This is a genomic window from Flagellimonas flava (genome assembly GCF_050617915.1).
Lineage (GTDB): Bacteria > Bacteroidota > Bacteroidia > Flavobacteriales > Flavobacteriaceae > Flagellimonas > Flagellimonas flava_A.
Genome location: NZ_JBODQE010000001.1, coordinates 678,240 through 696,149, shown reverse-complemented (window position 1 = coordinate 696,149; position 17,910 = coordinate 678,240). Strand labels below are relative to the sequence as shown.

Sequence of the window (17,910 nt, the reverse complement as noted above, 5' to 3'; positions counted from 1 at the left end):
GCCTTAAAATCCGTATTTGTGGTGATAGCTGATCAGTAGGCCTACCACGGAATTGTAGCTCTCAATTCCCTCCTCTTGATTATTGACTTTGAGGAAGGTGTTGAAGATGGATTTGAAGACGGGTTCCAGTGGATTTTCATAGCGCTCCCAAAAATCACGGACTTCTTTGTAATTTTTTTTGACTCCAGGATTTAATCCTGCTATCAATTGCTTGAAAGTGTCCTCATCTTTTCGGGCCAAATCGGATAGACAATAACCCAAGGCATGCGAGTATGCCGTATACTTTAAATAGGAATCTTCGTTTTTAGCCGAAACCAAAAATCCAATGAAATTGGTGGCATCCTCGGCCGAATATCCCAATTGATGACCTATCTCATGTCCACTTACCGTTGGCATTCGATATATGGGGGTGATCCCATTCACCTGCGCCTCGTTGGAAAAAGGATTGAGGTATCCCCCGTAGCCCATATAACTTAGCGGAATACTGAATATGGAAGATTTGATGCTTTTGCTTTTGTATTCAAGATAGGGGTACTCGTTCTTTAATTGATCATAACCTTTTTGCGTCATGTCAAACACTTCTTTTCTGTCATAGGGAACTTTTACCGCAGTGATGCTGTCCCCTGTAATCTGTTCTTGAAAATGGTTGGATTGGTCAATCAAATACTGTGTGAAGTTCACCAACTGTTCTTGGGTATATTCCCTTTCAATGCCCAGTTTCCAAGTTATGGGTTGTCTGTAGTAGTTCATTCCCCATAGCAGATGAAATGCAAAATACACTATGGATAGAACCACTGCAATATCCTTTAAGAAAAGCAGGGGTTTCTGCCTAATGTTCTTCCGGTTTCGGTAGAGATATCTTATGGCCAGAACAATGAGGGTCAGATACAGGAGGTCACCAAAAGAGAAGGGAATCCAACCAAATAGCAGCCGTAGGAATCTGGAAATGGGTGGATAAATGCCCTCGCTATAATAGCGCTCAACCAAATTGGGATAACTTCCGATCCACTTGACCAAAATAATTTGAAGGGGTAGGGCGAGGGCAATTAAAGTTTTGGCTTTGGGTCGCATAGAATACAGATACGGGAAAATGGCCTCTAAACTACCTCTAAATTTTTAGAATTTAAATTAAGGGGAGGACTCTTAACAAAGCTTTGTGCAAAAACAAAAAAAGCCGAACATAGGTTCGGCTTGGTTCAATACAATTTAAGCTATTATTCCTGGATTCCGGTAATCTCCAAGTCAAAAATCAAATCGGAATTAGGTGGGATGGGACCACCGCCTTGGGCGCCATATCCTAAATGTGGTGGGATAAATACGCGTATTTTATCACCTACTTTCATAGTCTGCAACCCTTCCTTGAATCCTGGAATTAGCCTGGCTTCAGGGCTATAATCCATTGGAGTTGGGAAATAACCGCCACCTTGCTTTCTTCTTAAGTCAAACTTGTTGAATTTGGTGGCTATCTCTTCATAATTGCTATCAAACAACAGTCCGTTGGGTAGCCATCCAGCATACATCACCAATACCTTTTGTCCAACTTTAGGCTGTTCCCCATCCCCTTGGGTCAAGGATAGAATTTTAAGCCCCGAAGGCAGTTCCTCAGCTTGCGCTTTTTGACTTTCAAATTCAGCGGCGTAATCAGCCTTCATTTTTTCAAAAGCGGCAACCGCAGCTTCTTCCTCGGCAAAATAATCCGTCATGATTTGAACGGCATCGAAGTTTTTGGCTTCCTTCCCATTGCGTACAATTTCCACCTTGTTCATCACCACATCATCATTGGGTTTGTTGCTTTGCGGAGCCACGGCCACATTGGCTATGGTGTCCACCACTTCAATTCCACTTACTACCTCACCAAATACCGTATGTCTCCCATCCAGCCACGGGGTTTCTTTATGCGTTATAAAAAACTGACTCCCGTTTGTCTTTGGACCTGAGTTGGCCATGGACAGAATTCCCTTTTTAGAATGCTTAAGAGAGTCGTTGAATTCATCCTTGAACTTGTATCCTGGATTACCCCTACCAGTTCCCATAGGGTCGCCGCCCTGAATCATAAAATCCTTCATGACCCTGTGGAAAATCAAGCCATCATAGAATTTTTTGTTTTTTAGACTATCGGACACAAAGGGGCTATTTCCTTCTGCCAAGGAAACAAAATTGGCCACGGTAACTGGGGTCTTCTCATGCTCCAATTTTACAATGATATCTCCTTTGTTGGTTTGGATATCAGCAAAAATGCCATCTCCCAAATCGGTATACTTGCTGGATTTACAGGCAAGTAAGGCCATGGAAAATAGCGTCAATAATACTAGGGATCGTTTCATGGTATTATGGTTTTAGATTTAGACTATCTTGATTTATTATGATTGTATGTAATTCTACGGTCGACTTCAAGGGAGTTCTAGGGCCAATTCTTTCCCCATCCCCATGATAGCCATAGGCCTGCAGGGATGGAAATATGAAGGTCGCCTTTTCATTGATTTTGAGCAGTTTCACCGCATTTTGAAGTCCAGTGAACAATTGTTCTTTGTCCACTACGTAAGATGTTGGCCCAATTTCCTGAGCGGTATAAATAGTATCGTTATCCAAGCTGCGCAAGTCATACGAAAAGAGAATCTGGTCATTCGTTTTGGGTAAGTATCGCGAGCTATCATTTTTCGCATCAAAATAGTACCAAAACCCACTGGGGCTAGCCATGTACTCATGCACCGTATCCCTTTCAATAATTTGTTGGATGATGGTTTCTTCTTGGGCCAAAAGCGCCTTGTTCCGCTCCACGGATTCCTTAAAAAAACTACCGGATTTTACTTTAACTGGCTTTCGCGGTTCCGGACCACCGCAGCTCATTAAAAATAAAATCAATATGGACGACCAAATCGCTTTCATGGGTTTAATTCCTTTTGGTAAGTCTTTAGAATCAAGTTGAATTTATCAATAGTTTCTTCCATACTGAGCTCACTGCGCCCTCCAGCTGCGTTGTCATGTCCACCACCGTGAAAATGCTCTCGGGCAAATTGGTTCACAGAGAAATCCCCAATGGATCGGAACGAGATTTTGATGATACCCTCTTCCTTGTTTTCGATAAAGATGGCGGCAAAATTAATGTCCTCCAGGGTTAACCCGTAGTTTACAAAACCTTCGGTATCCCCTTTTTTGAAATCGTATTGATCCAACTCGTCCTGGCTAAGGGTGATATAGGCGGTTTTTAATTCAGGTAGAATGACCATATTACGTAAGGCCGCGCCCAACAAATGTAAGCGGGACGGGGAGTTGGTATCAAAAACCTTCTGGTGGATCTCCATATTGGACGCTCCCTTGTCCATAAGATCCGCCACCACCCGATGTGTTCTACTGGAGGTTGTGCGATATTTAAATGAACCGGTGTCTGTCATGATTCCGGTATACAGATTGGTGGCAATTTCTGGCGTAATGCTGTCCAACGCTCCCAAAAATTCTATAAAATTATACACCATCTCACAAGTGGAACTCATGTTCACATCTGAATAGGTAACCTTGGCGTAACCATTGGGCTGCTGATGGTGATCAATCATTATAAAGTCAGCATTCTTTTCCTTTAAAGGAGTTTCCAACTGCCCAGTGCGGGATAAATCGTTAAAATCCAAAGTAAAGACTACCGTAGCCTCCTCAAGAACCTTTTTAGCCTGACTGTTTTCCCTTTCATAATTTAAAATGCTGTTGCATCCGGGCATCCATTTTAAGAATTTAGGAAAATCGTTGGGTGCCACCACTGTAGCCTTATGACCTTGGTCTTTCAGAAAAAAACAAAGGGCCAAACAAGAGCCAATGGCATCTCCATCAGGATTTTTATGGGGTATAATTGCGATGTTTTGGGGCTGGGAAAGAATCGACTTAACGGTCGTGATATCCTCTAAATTCATGCGCCCAAAGATACAATAATATAATATAGAGGTATGCTTTGATGCTTTATTTTTGTCTCAGTTCAAATTAATAGTATGACCCGCTTCCTTTCGTTTTTTTTGTGCATAATTGCACTTGTCGCATGCAAATCAAAGCAGGAATCTACACCAAGCTCGGAAAGTCCTGGTGAAAATTCCAATCCCACTTTTAGAATTGCTTTTGGTTCCTGTAACAAACAAGATATGGACAACCCTTTTTGGGACGATATTTTGGACTTAGACCCCCAACTTTGGATTTGGGGCGGAGATAATATTTATGCGGATACGGATGATATGGAGCTTTTGAAATCGATGTATGACAAACAAAATAAGGTTGAGGGATATGCTTTATTGAAATCCAAAATTCCTGTGATTGGAACCTGGGACGATCATGATTATGGCCTGAATGATGGAGGGGAGGAGTTTACCATGAAGGATGGAAGCCAAGAACAGTTTTTAGACTTTATGGAGGTGGCTCCAGAAAATGGAAGACGGACAAGAAAGGGAATCTATGCTTTGCATACCTATACAATTCCCGCTGGTAAAGTAAAAGTAATGGTTTTGGACACCCGCTACTTTAGAAGCAGACTGGAGAAAGATCCAAATCCTGAAAGAAGGTATCTGCCCAATACAAAAGATGATGCCACCATATTGGGTGAGGTGCAATGGAAATGGCTTCAAAACGAATTGCAATCATCAGATGCGGATTTCAATTTAATTGTGACCAGCATTCAATTTTTGTCCAGGGAACATGGATTTGAAGGTTGGGGCAATTTTCCAAAGGAAGTTGAAAGGATGAACCAACTCATATCCAATTCCAAGTCCAAAGGAGTTATGATTTTGTCCGGTGATCGACATATATCGGAGTTTTCCAAAACCCAATTGGAAGGCATGTCGTATCCCCTGATTGACTTTACAAGCAGTGGCCTTACCCATTCCTACTCCAATTTTGAATCAGAGCCCAACCGCTTCCGTGTTGGTCCGGTAACTTCGGTGCCCAGTTTTGGGCTAATTGAGTTAAACCTAGAGACCCATGAGGCCAAGCTTAAAATCATGGGTGAAAATGGTTTGGTCCATCAAGAAATAAAACAGCAGTATTAAATCTTGCCCGTTGGTTGAAAAAGCGTAAGTTTGCGCAAAATTTTAGAAAATAATGGGAAATAGAACGTTTACCATGATCAAGCCAGATGCCGTTGAAAATGGGCATATTGGCGCTATATTGGAAAAGATTACCGGGGCCGGCTTCAAAATTGTGGCCATGAAATATACCCAGTTGAGCAAAAGAGATGCGCAAGAATTTTACGCAATCCATAAAGAGCGACCTTTCTTTGGTGAATTGGTAGAATTCATGACTCGCGGGCCAATTGTTGCCGCAATTTTGGAAAAGGATAATGCTGTGGATGATTTTCGTGCGTTGATCGGGGCGACCAACCCTGCAGAAGCTGCAGAAGGAACCATTCGTAAATTGTATGCAACCAGCATTGGTGAAAATGCAGTTCATGGTTCAGATAGTGATGAAAATGCTGCTATTGAAGGTGCTTTTCACTTTTCAGGAAGAGAAGTATTCTAAATAGCTTAACGATTATACATGGAAAGCCACTCTTTTTGGGTGGCTTTTTTAGTTGGAAAAAAGAAGAAGTTCCTCCTTTTTTCCTGGGGGAATCACCGTACCTACTTCCATAAGTCCAATTTTAACAAGGAGATTTCTGGATTTAATATTGGATGGGGTGGTGATACCCAGAATGGATTTCAACTTTAGATTTTGCTTGGCATGTTCCATCAAAGTTGCGCAAGCTTCAAAAGTGTATCCAAATCCTTCAAAAGCGGGCAGGGTGGCAAACCCAATATCGGGATGATCCAAATAATCCCGTTGCAAGAACCCACACAGGCCAATGGGGAGCATGGATGCCTTCAAAATTACCACGTAAAGCCCAAACCCGTGATGGTTGTAGGAGTTCCGTAAACTTCCTTCTATATAGTTTATGGCCTGTTTTTCGGTCTTCACCCCTCTATCTCCAATAAACTCCAGCCAGTTGGGGCTGTTGAGCAGTTCCAGGATAAATTCGGAATCCGCTGGCTCTGCTTCCTGAATTCGCAATCTTTCCGATTCTACAATTGTTTTCATTGGGTTAGGAATGATTGCTATTTAGCGCAGCACCAATTTTTTGACCAATTCTTTGCCCAGCTCCTCGTTGAGCATTGTAATGATCTTGGATTTTCCCAAGCTCAGTTCCTCCCGCAACACGGAGGAGGACAAGGAAACATAAAGGGTTTCGTTTCTTAGTTCAACGGCAGTGGTGTAGTTGTTCACCCCATTGCCCATGAGTTTTGCCCAGGCATCCCTGGCATCCACTTTATCCATGCCTTTTTGAAGCTTGTTTTCCTTGATAAATTCGCTCAAGGCATCCCGAAGGGGCAAATGTGAATTTTGTCTTTTAGCCATTATTTGGGAATGGATATGGGTTGAAATCGCTTATACGCATATTGTACGCCCTCCTCGTCACGGACGGTGAACGAGAGCGAATCCAATTGGATTAAGGTTTCCTGTCTTTCATCCAGATTTTGTTTATAACTAAAGACAAAATACTCCTGACTTGGGATGACTTCAAAAGCTTCCGTTTGATTGGATGTTTGGTAACTTCCATTAAACTTGGGCTGCATTTTTTTCCGATAGCCTTGAGTACCCTCCAATTGAATAAAATCAATGGTGGGATTGATTCCGTAATCCTTCTGTTCACCATCTGGAAACACCACATTGCTGATTTCCCAATAGCCATTCAAATGCCGAAGTTCTTCCTTGGTAATTGCTGATTCAGCGCATCCCAGAAAGATTAAACCCAATAAAAACAGGATTGGACACCTCATGTTACAAGGTAAAAATTTTATAGCTCTGTCGAATGTTTTTAACTACATTTTCAGTTCGATCGGCATGCGTATCACTAATGAACAATTGCCCAAAACTCTCATTATCCACAAGGGAAACTATTTGGGAAACCCGATGTTCGTCCAGCTTATCAAAAATGTCATCCAAAAGCAGAATGGGTGCGGTTCCGGCTTGCTCCTTTATAAAATGGAATTGGGCCAGTTTTAAGGCAATGAGAAAAGACTTTTGCTGACCTTGGCTCCCAAATTTCTTGATTGGATGCCCAGCGATGGTGAACTGTAGGTCATCTTTATGAATACCTACACTGGTGTATTGCAAAACCCGGTCTTTCTCCACTGCCCCTTCCAGCAATTCCAGGAGACTTTTATCTCTCAATTGGCTTTCATAGGACAAATCGATTTGTTCATCCTTTTCTGAAATATGGGCATACTGTTCCTTAAAAATGGGTAGAAATGATGTGATAAAGGCCAATCTTTTTTTATGGATGTTGGTTCCCAATTCGTGAAGTTGACTGTTGTAGATGGATAAGGTGTCGGAATCAAAGGTGTTGTTGGCCACAAAATACTTGAGCAAGGAATTCCGTTGCACCAAAACCTTGTTGTATTTGATCAAGTCTTGCAGATATTGCTTATCTGATTGCGATATGACCCCGTCCATAAATTTCCGTCTGGTATCGCTACCCTCTATGATCAAATCCCGGTCCGAAGGAGAGATGATTACCAGAGGTAAAAATCCAATGTGTTCCGAAAATTTCTCATAGGCTTTCCCATTCCGTTTGATAACCTTTTTCATTCCTCTTTTAAAGCTGCAGATGATTTTTTCTGGACGTTCATCCTTCTCAAATTCTCCTTCAATTACAAAAAAATCAGTGCCGTGCTTAATGTTTTGGGTGGATACCGGGTTAAAATAACTCTTGCCGAAAGCAAGATGATAAATGGCGTCCAGAATGTTGGTCTTTCCAACCCCGTTATCGCCTACCAAACAATTGATTACGGGGTCGAACTCCATTATTTTGGAATCGAAATTCTTGTAATTGACTAAGGATAAATGCTTTAAAAACATGAAAAGCTAGTGCAATAATGTGTTTGGGGTGCTAATGGGACCCATAAAAGATTCCAAAAATAACGAATAAATTGCCTTTTGGTTTTGGATAAAAACTTTATTTTTGCGCGATTAATTTAATGAAGAATGGCAACATACAAGAAGCGAGGCTTTAAACCCAAAAATAAGGCTGAAGAAGTATCCATAGACGAAAACAGCACAACGGCAGAGGTGTTTAGCACCTTGGACCAAAGTGCTTCCAAAACTGAGGCTTGGGTACAAAAGAACCAAAATTTCATCTTGGGGGCCATTGGAGCTATTGCCATAGGAGTGTTGGGGTATTTGGGATACAACGAGTTTATCCAGAAACCCAAGGAGGCCTCTGCTGCCAATGAACTTTTTTATCCGCAACAATATTTTGATCAAGCATTGGCCAATGAAACTGCCAAGGATTCTTTGTTTGGATTGGCCTTGAACGGTGCCGAAGGGAAATATGGATTTTTGGATATCATCCAGGAGTATAAGGGAACCAAAGCCGCAAACTTGGCCAAATATTCTGCTGGAATGACCTATTTGAACCTACAACAATATGATGACGCCATAACCCAATTGGAGGATTTTTCTTCTGATGATGCTGTTCTGGGTGCCATGGCCAAGGGTGGAATTGGGGATGCTTTTTCCCAATTGAACCAGAAGGAAGATGCCTTGGATTACTATGAGAAAGCCATTTCACACAGTACCAATGAGTATACCACACCTAGATTTTTGTATAAAGCGGGTGTATTGGCCTTAAATCTTGGCCAAAAAGATAAGGCTATAGGTTTCTTTGAACGAATCAAGGAGGAGTTTGAAGGTTCGCAAGAAGCCAACGGCATTGACGTACTTATTGGTTTGGCCCAAAACTAACAGCATGGCCACTGAAAATAAAAACCTTTCAGTTTACGATAAATCCAAAATCCCAAATGCGAAGTCACTTCGGTTTGGGATTGTTGTTTCTGAATGGAACGAAGCCATTACCGAAGCGCTCTTTCAAGGTGCTTATGATGCCTTAATCGACTGTGGTGCTCAGCAGGAGAACATTCTGCGTTGGAGCGTTCCTGGAAGTTTTGAATTGACTTTTGGCTGTAAAAAAATGCTCACTACGGAACAGGTAGATGCTGTAATTGCCATTGGAAGTGTTATTAGGGGAGAAACCAGCCATTTCGATTTTGTTTGTAGTGCCACGGCACAGGGAATCAAAGACCTTAATGTGGCGTATGATATTCCTGTAATATTTTGTGTGCTAACAGACGATACGCTACAGCAGGCTCAGGATAGAAGTGGCGGTAAACACGGCAATAAAGGTACGGAAGCGGCCATCGCAGCCATTCAGATGGCAATGCTTGGAGGGTAAGAACCAAGAGTTAAGATTTCTAGAATCAAGACTCTGTCCCAAACACCAAGCACCAATCACCAAACTCCAAAAATCCAACTGTCAGTTCGAGCGCAGTCGAGAACGATATTAAGTTCTAAGCCTAAATTCCAAACTACAAATTCCAATTTAACTTTCCACTTTCCACTTTCCATTTTAGTTTAAACGCGAAACACCAAGCACCAAACACCAAGCACCAAACTCCAAACACCAAACTCCAAACACCAATAATCTTGTTGACCTTGAACTTTATTCTTGAGTTTGAACTTGAACTTTGATTTTGAACTTACCTGTGATCTTTTCCCTTGTTAACATTTTTTGGCATACGCTCCAAGCCATGTTTTTCGATTTTAAGTACCTTTGAGGTTACACCGAAAAGGATGCCATGCGAAATTTTCTAAAACTTAGAAAAAACAAGACGTTTGACTACTCGCCGCGTTATTACAAGGGAGAAGGCAGTCCTTATAAAATTGAACATAAACTTGATAAATTCAGAAGTACGGCCCATACACAAAGAGGGATAAAAAACAAGGTGACTTCCGCAATGGATGATTTGAAGACGGAAGGGGATAGAAACTTGAGAATCCGATTCCTAATTATTGTAGCCGTATTAATATTGTTGTTTCTCTACATCATCGACTTTGATTTATCCATATTCCTGAATCCCTAATGGCGGACATCATTAAACTTTTACCAGACCATGTTGCCAATCAAATTGCAGCAGGGGAAGTGGTTCAACGCCCAGCTTCGGTGGTCAAGGAATTATTGGAAAATGCCATTGATGCAGGAGCTACCTTGATCAAGTTGATCGTAAAGGATGGTGGCAAGGCACTTTTGCAAGTGGTAGACAATGGCAAGGGTATGAGCGAAACGGATGCAAGACTCTCTTTTGAGCGTCATGCCACCTCCAAGATTTCCTCCGCCCAAGACCTGTTTAACCTTCAGACCAAAGGGTTTAGAGGCGAGGCTCTGGCTTCCATAGCTGCTATTGCCCATGTGGATATGCTGACCCGAATTGAAGGTATGGAGGTGGGAACCCATATTAAAATAGAAGGCAGCAAAGTGGTGTCCCAAGAAGTAGTGGCTACCCCAAAAGGTACTTCCATTTCGGTCAAAAATCTTTTTTTCAACATCCCAGCCAGACGCAATTTCTTGAAATCGAACCAAGTGGAACTAAGGCATATAACGGACGAGTTCCATAGAGTGGCCTTGGTGCATCCCAATATTGAGTTTCATTTTTACAACAATGGTTCAGAGATTTTTAATCTTCCCAAAGTCAGTCATAGACAACGAATAGCCCATGTTTTTGGAAGCAGGATGACAGAGCGATTGGTTCCTGTGGAAGAGGAGACCGAGGTGGTGAACATCTCAGGCTTTATCTGCAAACCCGAATTTGCCAAAAAGAGCAGGGGAGAGCAGTTTTTCTTTGCCAACAATCGATTTATCAAAAGTCCATATTTGCATCACGCGGTAGTCTCCGCTTTTGAGGGGCTGATCAAGCCCGATGCTTTTCCTGGCTACTTTATTTATTTGGAAGTGGATCCCAAGTCCATCGATATCAATATACATCCCACCAAAACAGAGGTAAAATTTGATGATGAGCAGGCCTTGTATGCCATGCTCCGCTCCACAGTAAAACATAGCTTGGGTCAGTTTAATGTGGCTCCGGTTCTGGATTTTGAGCACGACCCCAATTTGGATACGCCTTACGCCTATAAAGAAAAGGGAGCGGTATTGCCCAAAGTGACCGTGGATGCGGATTTCAATCCTTTTCAGGACACGGTAAAGACTACAGCTAGCAAACCCGCTTTCCAAAAGCAAAGCGCCAAGGCCTGGGAGAATTTGTACCAAGGATTGGACATGGAAGAGACGGGTGGATTCAGCAGCGTTGAAATTGAAACAGATACGGTCGTCCAAGGGGTTATGTATTCCGAAGATGAGATGGAGACCCAAGCGGGAACAACTTTCCAATTACAGCGGAAATACGTGGTAAGTACCATTAAATCCGGTTTGTTGGTGGTTCATCAGAACCGGGCTCATGAACGTATCCTTTTTGAAAAATTTCTGGGCGAGATTACCGTAAAGGAAGGGGTAAGTCAGCAGTTGCTATTTCCTTTGGAACTTTCATTTTCCAAACAGGATTTAGGGGTATTGACGGAGGTAAGGGAAAGTTTATACAATGTTGGATTTGCCTTTGAAGATTTGGACCAGGAAACTGTAAAAGTGACAGGAGTACCCATAATGGTGTCCGAAAGTGGAATTGGCACGGTATTGGATCGCTTAATTGCGGATTATAAGGAGGGGTATCAGGAAGGTTCCATTTCCCAGGCCGAATTGTTGGCCGAGGCGCTTTCCCGAAATTTGGCGGTAAAGACAGGAGAAGTATTGGACCATGAATCGCAGTTGGCCTTGGTAAACAATCTTTTTGGATGTAAGGAACCCACTTTGAGTCCCAGACAAAAACAAATATATACCATCATCTCCGAAGGGGATATAGATAAAAAATTGAACTAAATGGGTAGATTGACCGAGGCAGTTAAGCATATATTGATCATCAATGTCATCTTGTTTTTCGCCACCCAATTGTACGGAGATCAAATGTACCAGTTGCTGTCGCTGTGGTTTCCCGAAAACAGCAACTTTGAATGGTGGCAGATTATCTCCCATATGTTTATGCATGGGGGTCTTATGCATATTGTTTTCAATATGTACGCCCTATGGGCTTTTGGAACACCCTTGGAACAGGTTTGGGGAAGGAACAAGTTCTTGTTTTTCTATTTTTCCGCAGGACTGGGCTCGGCCATGCTGCATTCAGCAGTGAATTTCTATCTATTTAATGAGGGATTAAGTGCTTTGGTTGATGCAGGAATGACCAAGAGTCAGGTTCTGGAAATATTAGGTAGGGGACAATACAGCCCAGATTGGTACAATTTGGCCTCCAAAAGTACTATTGACAACTTTTTAAGTGCATATAACACCCCAGCGGTAGGAGCTTCGGGAGCCATTTATGGTATTTTGGTAGCTTTCGCATTTATGTATTCTGAGGCACGACTGATGCTCATTTTTCTTCCAGTTCCCATTAAAGCCAAGTATTTTGTGCCATTGTTGTTATTGGGAGATTTAATTTTTGGAATTGGAAACGTGAATACCGGAGTGGCCCACTTTGCACATATTGGGGGCGCATTGATTGGATTTATTATGATGTGGTACTGGAAAAAGAATCAGTTCAACCAAAACCGATGGGATTAAAACATGGCTAGTGGAGGACTGAAATATTATATGGCTCGGCTTAACATAGCAGAAAAGCTAATTGGAATCAATGTACTCGTGTTTATTGCTTCCGGTTTGTTGGCCGTGCTGTTTGGCATTCCCAAAGATGCTGTACTCAATTGGTTCGAACTCCCTGAAGACATCAATGAATTTATTACCAAGCCATGGACCTTGGTTACTTATTCCTTTTTCCATGGAAGCTTGGGGCATATTTTCTGGAATATGCTGTTGCTCTATTTCTTCGGAAAGATTTTTTTGAACCTTTTTGACAACCAAAGGTTTCTCAATGTATACTTTCTTGGGGTCATCTTTGGCGGCTTGCTGTTTATGCTGGGGTACAATGTATTTCCTATGCTGTTGTCAACCAACGCTATCTTGATAGGTGCTTCCGCTGGGGTCTCTGCCGTTTTGATTTTTGTTTGCGCATACATTCCTTCTCGTGAAGTACGAATCATATTTTTCAATATTAAACTCTGGCAATTGGCTGTTTTTGTGGTATTGAAAGATGTTATCTCCCTGTCCATGGGCAGCAATGTTGGCGGGATGCTTGCACACTTTGGAGGTATTTTACTGGGTTATGTGTATGCCACGCAACTTTTAAAGGGGAACGATATCGGTTCTGGATTTACCAAACTCTGGAATGGGATAGCCCAACTATTTAAACCGAGGGAAAGGAAGGCTCCGCTTAAAACGGTGTATAAAAAGAAGACTGCAAAAAACAAGACCAAGGTTGACTATGACAAGGCAGCACATCAAAAGAAGATAGACGACATCTTGGATAAAATCAGTAAATCTGGCTACGAGAGTTTGTCCAAGGCCGAAAAGGATTTTTTGTTCAAAGCAGGTAAAGAGGATTGATAAGCTATGGGCAAAATCGCTAAAATCTTTGGAAAGCTCTTTTTCGTTTTCAATATGTTCTTGGCATTTATGTTGCTGTTTGCCAGCTTGATTTCCCTTTCTTCTTCAAAAATTTGGACCCCCTTTGCCATATTGAGTATTGCGGTTCCAGTTCTTTTCCTCATCAATGTTTTGTTTTTGGTTTACTGGCTCTTAAAGCGTAAGAAAAAGATGTGGGTTTCCTTGGTCGCCCTAATCGTTGCTTTTTTTGCATTTGGCAGTTTTTACAAACTGGGAAGCAAGGCCGTGGTGGATTCTGGGGATGAGCTTAAGGTTATGACATTCAATGTCTGGCGTTGGAATAAAAATGGATGGATAAAGAAACCCAATATTGGAGATAGCATTATTGGATTGATCAATAAAGAAAAACCTGATGTTTTGTGCATCCAAGAGCACACTCGCGTATGGCGAAAGAAATTGGGCCGATATCCTTACAGAACGGAAACGCCATATTCGGTTGAGGGAAGAGCCACTCAAGCCATTTTCTCTGTGTTCCCAATTGTTGGAAGCGGGTCCCTGAATTTACCAGGTACGGCAAACAATATTATTTATGCGGATATCCAGCGTAATCAGGATACGATTCGGGTATACAACGTGCATTTGCAATCGTTCAGTATTGTTCCGTCATCGGACGCTTTTTCCGAGGAGAAATCCGAAAGAAATTACAAAAGGTTGGTTAGGACCGTAGGCAAACAATTGGACCAAGTAAAGTTTTTCAATGAACACAAAGTGAAAAGCCCTTATAAGTCTTTGGTCTGTGGGGATTTCAACAACACGCAGTTTTCCAATGTCTACCGAACAATCAAAGGCGATATGAGCGATACCTTTTTGGAGAAAGGCAGCGGTTTTGGAAGAACGTATAATTTGTTAGGTTTTCCCTTGCGTATTGATTACATCCTTGCGGATTCCGCTTTTGAGGTGTTATCCCATAAAAACTTTGACGAAAAACTATCCGATCATTTTCCAATAGTGGCCACCTTACGACTCCAGGAAAATCATTAGGCAGTCCAACATATCGGCAATAATATGAATGATCAAGGCCAGGCCTATAAGCCGTGTGGGTCTAAAGAATGGCAGTATACAATATGCAAGTATGGCCCAATACGAATGCAATAGGTGAAAATTGATACTGCATCGTTTTGGATCAAATATGGGGTTGGCCCATAAATGATCAATATCTATGACGATTCCTGCCAAAAGAATAAGCGAGATTTTTAGTCTATCCTTTTTAAAACACAGGAAACCTATGAGGAAGGGAACCGCGAAATGCACGCCGTAATGGATAATAAACCTAAGCATCCAAAAAATCCAATGATAGGTTCTGTAAGTAAGGAGCCGCATTGGTGCCTTCGTTGAAAAGCAAATCCAGAATGCTCAAATTGGACAGGAAACCGTGACGTTCACCAAATACCTGGGTGTACTCGGGAAATTGCCCAGAAAAAGGCTTTTTCGCATTCACTAGAAAACGGATATCCTGAAATTCACTTGGGGACATTTCGAAATTTGAGGTGTGCATACGGGTGAATTCAATGCCCAAACAGTCGGAAACGACCTGAATCGTGTTTAAGTTAAACTCAAATAAAGACTGTGTCTGCGTTTCAAAAAGGGGTTTCAAATCGTCCTCATAATACTCAAAAAAAGGAGAGGTTCTATATGCAGTTTCCAGGGTGCGCCAATGTTGTTTCAGCCAATTGGAAGAATGGTCCAGTTGCACCTCCGGGTACTTTTGTCTTCCGTCGTTCCCTCCCACATGCTTTATGGGAATATTGAGCATATGCTTGCCCTGATCGGTACAGATGTAGCAACGGTTTCTGTAGGTCTGTTTTTGAAAGTTATCATGTGCTTCCCAAACAATAGCCTTCTGGGCCAAGACCGCAAATGTGGCAATGCTGGGAAAATAGGAGGGATGTATGAGAAATTTGGACATAATGCGCTGTTGTCCTATATCAAATTAGCATATTTCTAACGTCTAACGTCTAACGTCTAACGTCTAACGTCTTATTCGGATTTCTTTTTTCTTCGTTTGTTCACAAAGTCAAGCACAAATAATCCCAACACCACAGCTACAAAATACCAGCGATACGAAACAGGCTCCCCACTGCCCCCAACGGTAGTAAAAATCCTTTCCCAACGTGGACGCCAGTTAAAAAAGCCATCTTTGAAATTGTCAAAACTCATCCATAGAAACACAGGTTTGCCCACAATATGATTGGCGGGAACATAACCCCAGGAACGGCTGTCCTCTGAGCTGTCCCTATTATCGCCCATCATCCAATAATAATCCTGCTTAAAGGTGTAGGAATTGACTTCTTGGCCATTGATGAATACTTTCTGCCCAGTTACCTTAACATCATTGTTTTCGTAATCCCTAATTATCTTTTTGTAAAGGGGAATGGTGCGATGGTTGATTTCCACGGTTGACCCAGCTTCCGGAAGGTAGATGGGGCCAAAATTATCATTGTTCCAAGGATACAGATTGGGTTTTTGTGGAAAGGAACCTCCGTATTTTCCTTTGGGCTCATTGGTCTTGACCACCGAATCTATTTCTTGGTTGCTGCGGAGTTGGGTCACCATTTCATCGGTCATGTTGGCCAGTCTGGATAAAGGCCTTTCCTCGGAAAGTGATAATCTCAATTGCCTTATTACTTCAGTTGGAATTCCCTTCTCATCCGTGATAATTTCAATTTGACCTTGTGGGTTTTTAAAGGCCCCCCTAATATAAGGGGAAAGGCCATTGGCTTGAGCCTCACTCAGGGAATTCGCAAAGTACTTTCTGGTATAATCAGCTGCATCAACAGCTTCCAACGCCCTAGTGGAAACACCTTTTTTGGAATAGATGGTATAGAAGTACATTACTTTGGCTCGATCTGAAAGCTTTAGTTTGGTACCGTTGACATGCACAAAACCATCAATCACCGCCAAGGAATCTCCTGGCGTTCCCACACATCGTTTTACGTAGTTTGATTTCTTGTCAATAGGCTTTTTTACCGCTTTTTCCGCCCTAAAAAACTGATACAGCGTATCCGATGGTAGGCTAAACACCACAATATCATTCTTTTTCACCGTATTGAAACCCGGTAAACGCATGTACGGCAATTGCAGCTTATTGATCCATGAAGTTTTGTAGGTCTCTGGATTTACATCTGCCAGATAGGATCGCTTTCTAACCACAGGAAGCGTATCGTGAACCATAGGTGCGGCTAGTGTTGTCATGGGAACACGGGCTCCGTAATGAAATTTACTCACAAAAAGGAAATCTCCGATCCGAAGGGTTCGTTCCAATGATCCCGTGGGAATGACATAGGGCTGGATAAAATAGGTGTGCACAAAGGTGGCCGCAACAATAGCAAAAACAATGGAGCTTACCCACTCACCCAAACCTGTTCTGGGTTTTAGGCTTCGGTTTTCAATATAGCTGACATCTTCCGCATAGTTGATATAGTAGATATAGAATCCAAGGGTAAGAATAACAGCCCAGGTGTCCAAGAGCTTGTTTTTTCCAAAGCTTCGGATTGTTTCTACCCAAACCACAGGGAACATCAATAAATTAATGATGGGTATAAAAAGCAAGGGGACCCACCACCAGGGCCTATTTATGATTTTCATGAGCACTACGCCATTATAAATGGGTATTGCGGCTTCCCAGGCTTTACGCCCTGCTTTTACATAGAGTTTCCAAGTGCCCAAAAAATGGATGACCTGAATGATCAGAATAAAGATGATCCACTGTGTTCCGTCCATAAAAAAGTTTATTTGTGAGACTTAAAGTCCTGCTAGTTGTTACTTTGTTAAGTGAGATTTAACACATCTTTCATAGAAAAGATACCCGTTTTTCCCTGAATCCATTCAGCAGCAATTACAGCTCCCAAAGCAAATCCCTCCCTGTTATGGGCCGTATGCTTTATTTCAATATCATCTACTGGGCTCTTGTATGCAATGGTATGTGTGCCTGGAACTTTGCCTTCCCTTTTGGAGGTTATGGGAACTATATGTTCGCCATCTTCCTCCAATTTCCAATCCGTGTAATCCGTGTTACCTATGATTCCTTCAGCCAATGTAATGGCCGTTCCACTTGGAGCATCCAATTTTTGCGTATGGTGAATTTCCTCCAAAGAAACTTTATACTGATCTAGCCCCTTCATCATTTTGGCCAGATAGGCATTCAATTCAAAAAATACATTTACGCCCAAACTAAAATTGGAAGCATAGATGAAAGCGCTCTGGTGTGTTTCGCATTGAGATACAGCTTGGTCAAACTGATCCAACCAACCGGTAGTCCCTGATATCACGGGAACCTTATGTTCAAAACAGTTGGTAATATTGCCAAAAGCGGCATCTGGAGTACTAAAATCTATGGCAACATCCATGTTTTCAAATGGGATATCTGTGATATCCACATCTACTCGAGCAACAATGGTATGTCCTCTATCTTGAGCTATTTGCTCTATCATCTTGCCCATTTTACCGTAGCCGAACAATCCAATCTTCAT

Annotated in this window: 21 protein-coding genes; 9 read left to right on the top strand and 12 right to left on the bottom strand. The window is 42.1% G+C overall.

Going from position 1 to position 17,910, the window contains the following annotated elements; all coding sequences use genetic code 11:
* Nucleotides 1-3: 3 nt before the first annotated feature.
* The 4 genes from ACRHOZ_RS03040 to ACRHOZ_RS03025 form a co-directional block, all read right to left on the bottom strand.
* Complete coding sequence (locus ACRHOZ_RS03040) at nucleotides 4-1,071, bottom strand: DUF3810 domain-containing protein (protein ID WP_431122235.1); 1,068 nt, start codon at nucleotides 1,069-1,071, stop codon at nucleotides 4-6.
* A 143-nt stretch (nucleotides 1,072-1,214) separates the two neighbouring features.
* Nucleotides 1,215-2,324: a peptidylprolyl isomerase gene (locus tag ACRHOZ_RS03035; protein ID WP_431122233.1), complete on the bottom strand. Its 1,110-nt coding sequence runs from the start codon at nucleotides 2,322-2,324 to the stop codon at nucleotides 1,215-1,217.
* A 4-nt stretch (nucleotides 2,325-2,328) separates the two neighbouring features.
* Nucleotides 2,329-2,886, bottom strand: a complete 558-nt coding sequence (gldI, locus tag ACRHOZ_RS03030) for a gliding motility-associated peptidyl-prolyl isomerase GldI (RefSeq protein WP_431122230.1) — start codon at nucleotides 2,884-2,886, stop codon at nucleotides 2,329-2,331.
* On the bottom strand, nucleotides 2,883-3,899 hold the full coding sequence (locus ACRHOZ_RS03025) for a DHH family phosphoesterase (RefSeq protein ID WP_431122228.1): 1,017 nt from the start codon (nucleotides 3,897-3,899) through the stop codon (nucleotides 2,883-2,885). Before ACRHOZ_RS03025 ends, gldI begins: the two co-directional genes overlap by 4 nt.
* Before the next feature lie 75 nt (nucleotides 3,900-3,974).
* On the opposite strand from ACRHOZ_RS03025, the gene ACRHOZ_RS03020 reads away from it, so the two are divergent.
* Nucleotides 3,975-5,018, top strand: a complete 1,044-nt coding sequence (locus tag ACRHOZ_RS03020) for an alkaline phosphatase D family protein (RefSeq protein ID WP_431122225.1) — start codon at nucleotides 3,975-3,977, stop codon at nucleotides 5,016-5,018.
* 49 nt (nucleotides 5,019-5,067) lie between these two features.
* The gene (locus ACRHOZ_RS03015; protein ID WP_420402240.1) at nucleotides 5,068-5,487 is read left to right on the top strand and encodes a nucleoside-diphosphate kinase; all 420 of its coding nucleotides are present in this window, start codon (nucleotides 5,068-5,070) and stop codon (nucleotides 5,485-5,487) included.
* Nucleotides 5,488-5,535: 48 nt separating this feature from the next.
* Here ACRHOZ_RS03015 and ACRHOZ_RS03010 read toward each other — a convergent pair whose 3' ends face one another.
* Genes ACRHOZ_RS03010 through recF form a run of 4 tightly spaced genes read right to left on the bottom strand, consistent with a single transcriptional unit; the run spans nucleotide 5,536 to nucleotide 7,863 of the window.
* A complete protein-coding gene (locus tag ACRHOZ_RS03010; protein WP_431122223.1) occupies nucleotides 5,536-6,042 on the bottom strand; it encodes a GNAT family N-acetyltransferase in 507 nt (168 codons plus the stop codon).
* Nucleotides 6,043-6,063: 21 nt separating this feature from the next.
* On the bottom strand, nucleotides 6,064-6,360 hold the full coding sequence (locus ACRHOZ_RS03005) for a DUF721 domain-containing protein (protein ID WP_431122221.1): 297 nt from the start codon (nucleotides 6,358-6,360) through the stop codon (nucleotides 6,064-6,066).
* Nucleotides 6,360-6,758: a hypothetical protein gene (locus ACRHOZ_RS03000; RefSeq protein WP_431122218.1), complete on the bottom strand. Its 399-nt coding sequence runs from the start codon at nucleotides 6,756-6,758 to the stop codon at nucleotides 6,360-6,362. The genes ACRHOZ_RS03005 and ACRHOZ_RS03000 overlap by 1 nt, the downstream gene beginning before the upstream one ends.
* A 25-nt stretch (nucleotides 6,759-6,783) precedes the next feature.
* Nucleotides 6,784-7,863, bottom strand: a complete 1,080-nt coding sequence (gene recF, locus ACRHOZ_RS02995) for a DNA replication/repair protein RecF (RefSeq protein WP_431122215.1) — start codon at nucleotides 7,861-7,863, stop codon at nucleotides 6,784-6,786.
* Between the two features lie 126 nt (nucleotides 7,864-7,989).
* Here recF and ACRHOZ_RS02990 point away from each other — a divergent pair, with 126 nt between their 5' ends.
* From ACRHOZ_RS02990 to ACRHOZ_RS02960, 7 genes are all read left to right on the top strand, one after another.
* Nucleotides 7,990-8,748, top strand: coding sequence for a tetratricopeptide repeat protein (locus ACRHOZ_RS02990; protein WP_420400247.1), 759 nt, complete (start codon nucleotides 7,990-7,992; stop codon nucleotides 8,746-8,748).
* A gap of 4 nt (nucleotides 8,749-8,752) precedes the next feature.
* Complete coding sequence (ribH, locus tag ACRHOZ_RS02985; protein WP_431122211.1) at nucleotides 8,753-9,235, top strand: 6,7-dimethyl-8-ribityllumazine synthase; 483 nt, start codon at nucleotides 8,753-8,755, stop codon at nucleotides 9,233-9,235.
* A 403-nt stretch (nucleotides 9,236-9,638) separates the two neighbouring features.
* Nucleotides 9,639-9,923, top strand: coding sequence for a riboflavin synthase subunit beta (locus ACRHOZ_RS02980; RefSeq protein WP_422348495.1), 285 nt, complete (start codon nucleotides 9,639-9,641; stop codon nucleotides 9,921-9,923).
* Nucleotides 9,923-11,767: a DNA mismatch repair endonuclease MutL gene (gene mutL / locus ACRHOZ_RS02975; protein ID WP_431122208.1), complete on the top strand. Its 1,845-nt coding sequence runs from the start codon at nucleotides 9,923-9,925 to the stop codon at nucleotides 11,765-11,767. The genes ACRHOZ_RS02980 and mutL overlap by 1 nt, the downstream gene beginning before the upstream one ends.
* Nucleotides 11,768-12,502: a rhomboid family intramembrane serine protease gene (locus tag ACRHOZ_RS02970; protein ID WP_420400243.1), complete on the top strand. Its 735-nt coding sequence runs from the start codon at nucleotides 11,768-11,770 to the stop codon at nucleotides 12,500-12,502.
* 3 nt (nucleotides 12,503-12,505) lie between these two features.
* Entirely contained in the window at nucleotides 12,506-13,381 is an 876-nt protein-coding gene (locus ACRHOZ_RS02965; protein WP_431122205.1) for a rhomboid family intramembrane serine protease, read from the top strand.
* 6 nt (nucleotides 13,382-13,387) lie between these two features.
* Complete coding sequence (locus ACRHOZ_RS02960) at nucleotides 13,388-14,422, top strand: endonuclease/exonuclease/phosphatase family protein (RefSeq protein WP_431122202.1); 1,035 nt, start codon at nucleotides 13,388-13,390, stop codon at nucleotides 14,420-14,422.
* Here the strand turns inward: ACRHOZ_RS02960 and ACRHOZ_RS02955 are convergent.
* The 4 genes from ACRHOZ_RS02955 to dapB all read right to left on the bottom strand — a co-directional run bounded on the left by ACRHOZ_RS02955 (nucleotide 14,399) and on the right by dapB (nucleotide 17,910).
* Nucleotides 14,399-14,719 carry a DUF6122 family protein gene (locus tag ACRHOZ_RS02955; protein ID WP_431122200.1) on the bottom strand — a complete coding sequence of 107 codons (321 nt, stop codon included), beginning with the start codon at nucleotides 14,717-14,719 and terminating at the stop codon, nucleotides 14,399-14,401. The genes ACRHOZ_RS02960 and ACRHOZ_RS02955 overlap by 24 nt on opposite strands.
* Complete coding sequence (locus tag ACRHOZ_RS02950; protein ID WP_431122197.1) at nucleotides 14,712-15,347, bottom strand: WbqC family protein; 636 nt, start codon at nucleotides 15,345-15,347, stop codon at nucleotides 14,712-14,714. The genes ACRHOZ_RS02955 and ACRHOZ_RS02950 overlap by 8 nt, the downstream gene beginning before the upstream one ends.
* Nucleotides 15,348-15,418: 71 nt before the next feature.
* Nucleotides 15,419-17,161 carry a signal peptidase I gene (lepB, locus tag ACRHOZ_RS02945; protein ID WP_431122194.1) on the bottom strand — a complete coding sequence of 581 codons (1,743 nt, stop codon included), beginning with the start codon at nucleotides 17,159-17,161 and terminating at the stop codon, nucleotides 15,419-15,421.
* Between the two features lie 47 nt (nucleotides 17,162-17,208).
* A complete protein-coding gene (gene dapB / locus ACRHOZ_RS02940) occupies nucleotides 17,209-17,910 on the bottom strand; it encodes a 4-hydroxy-tetrahydrodipicolinate reductase (protein WP_431122191.1) in 702 nt (233 codons plus the stop codon).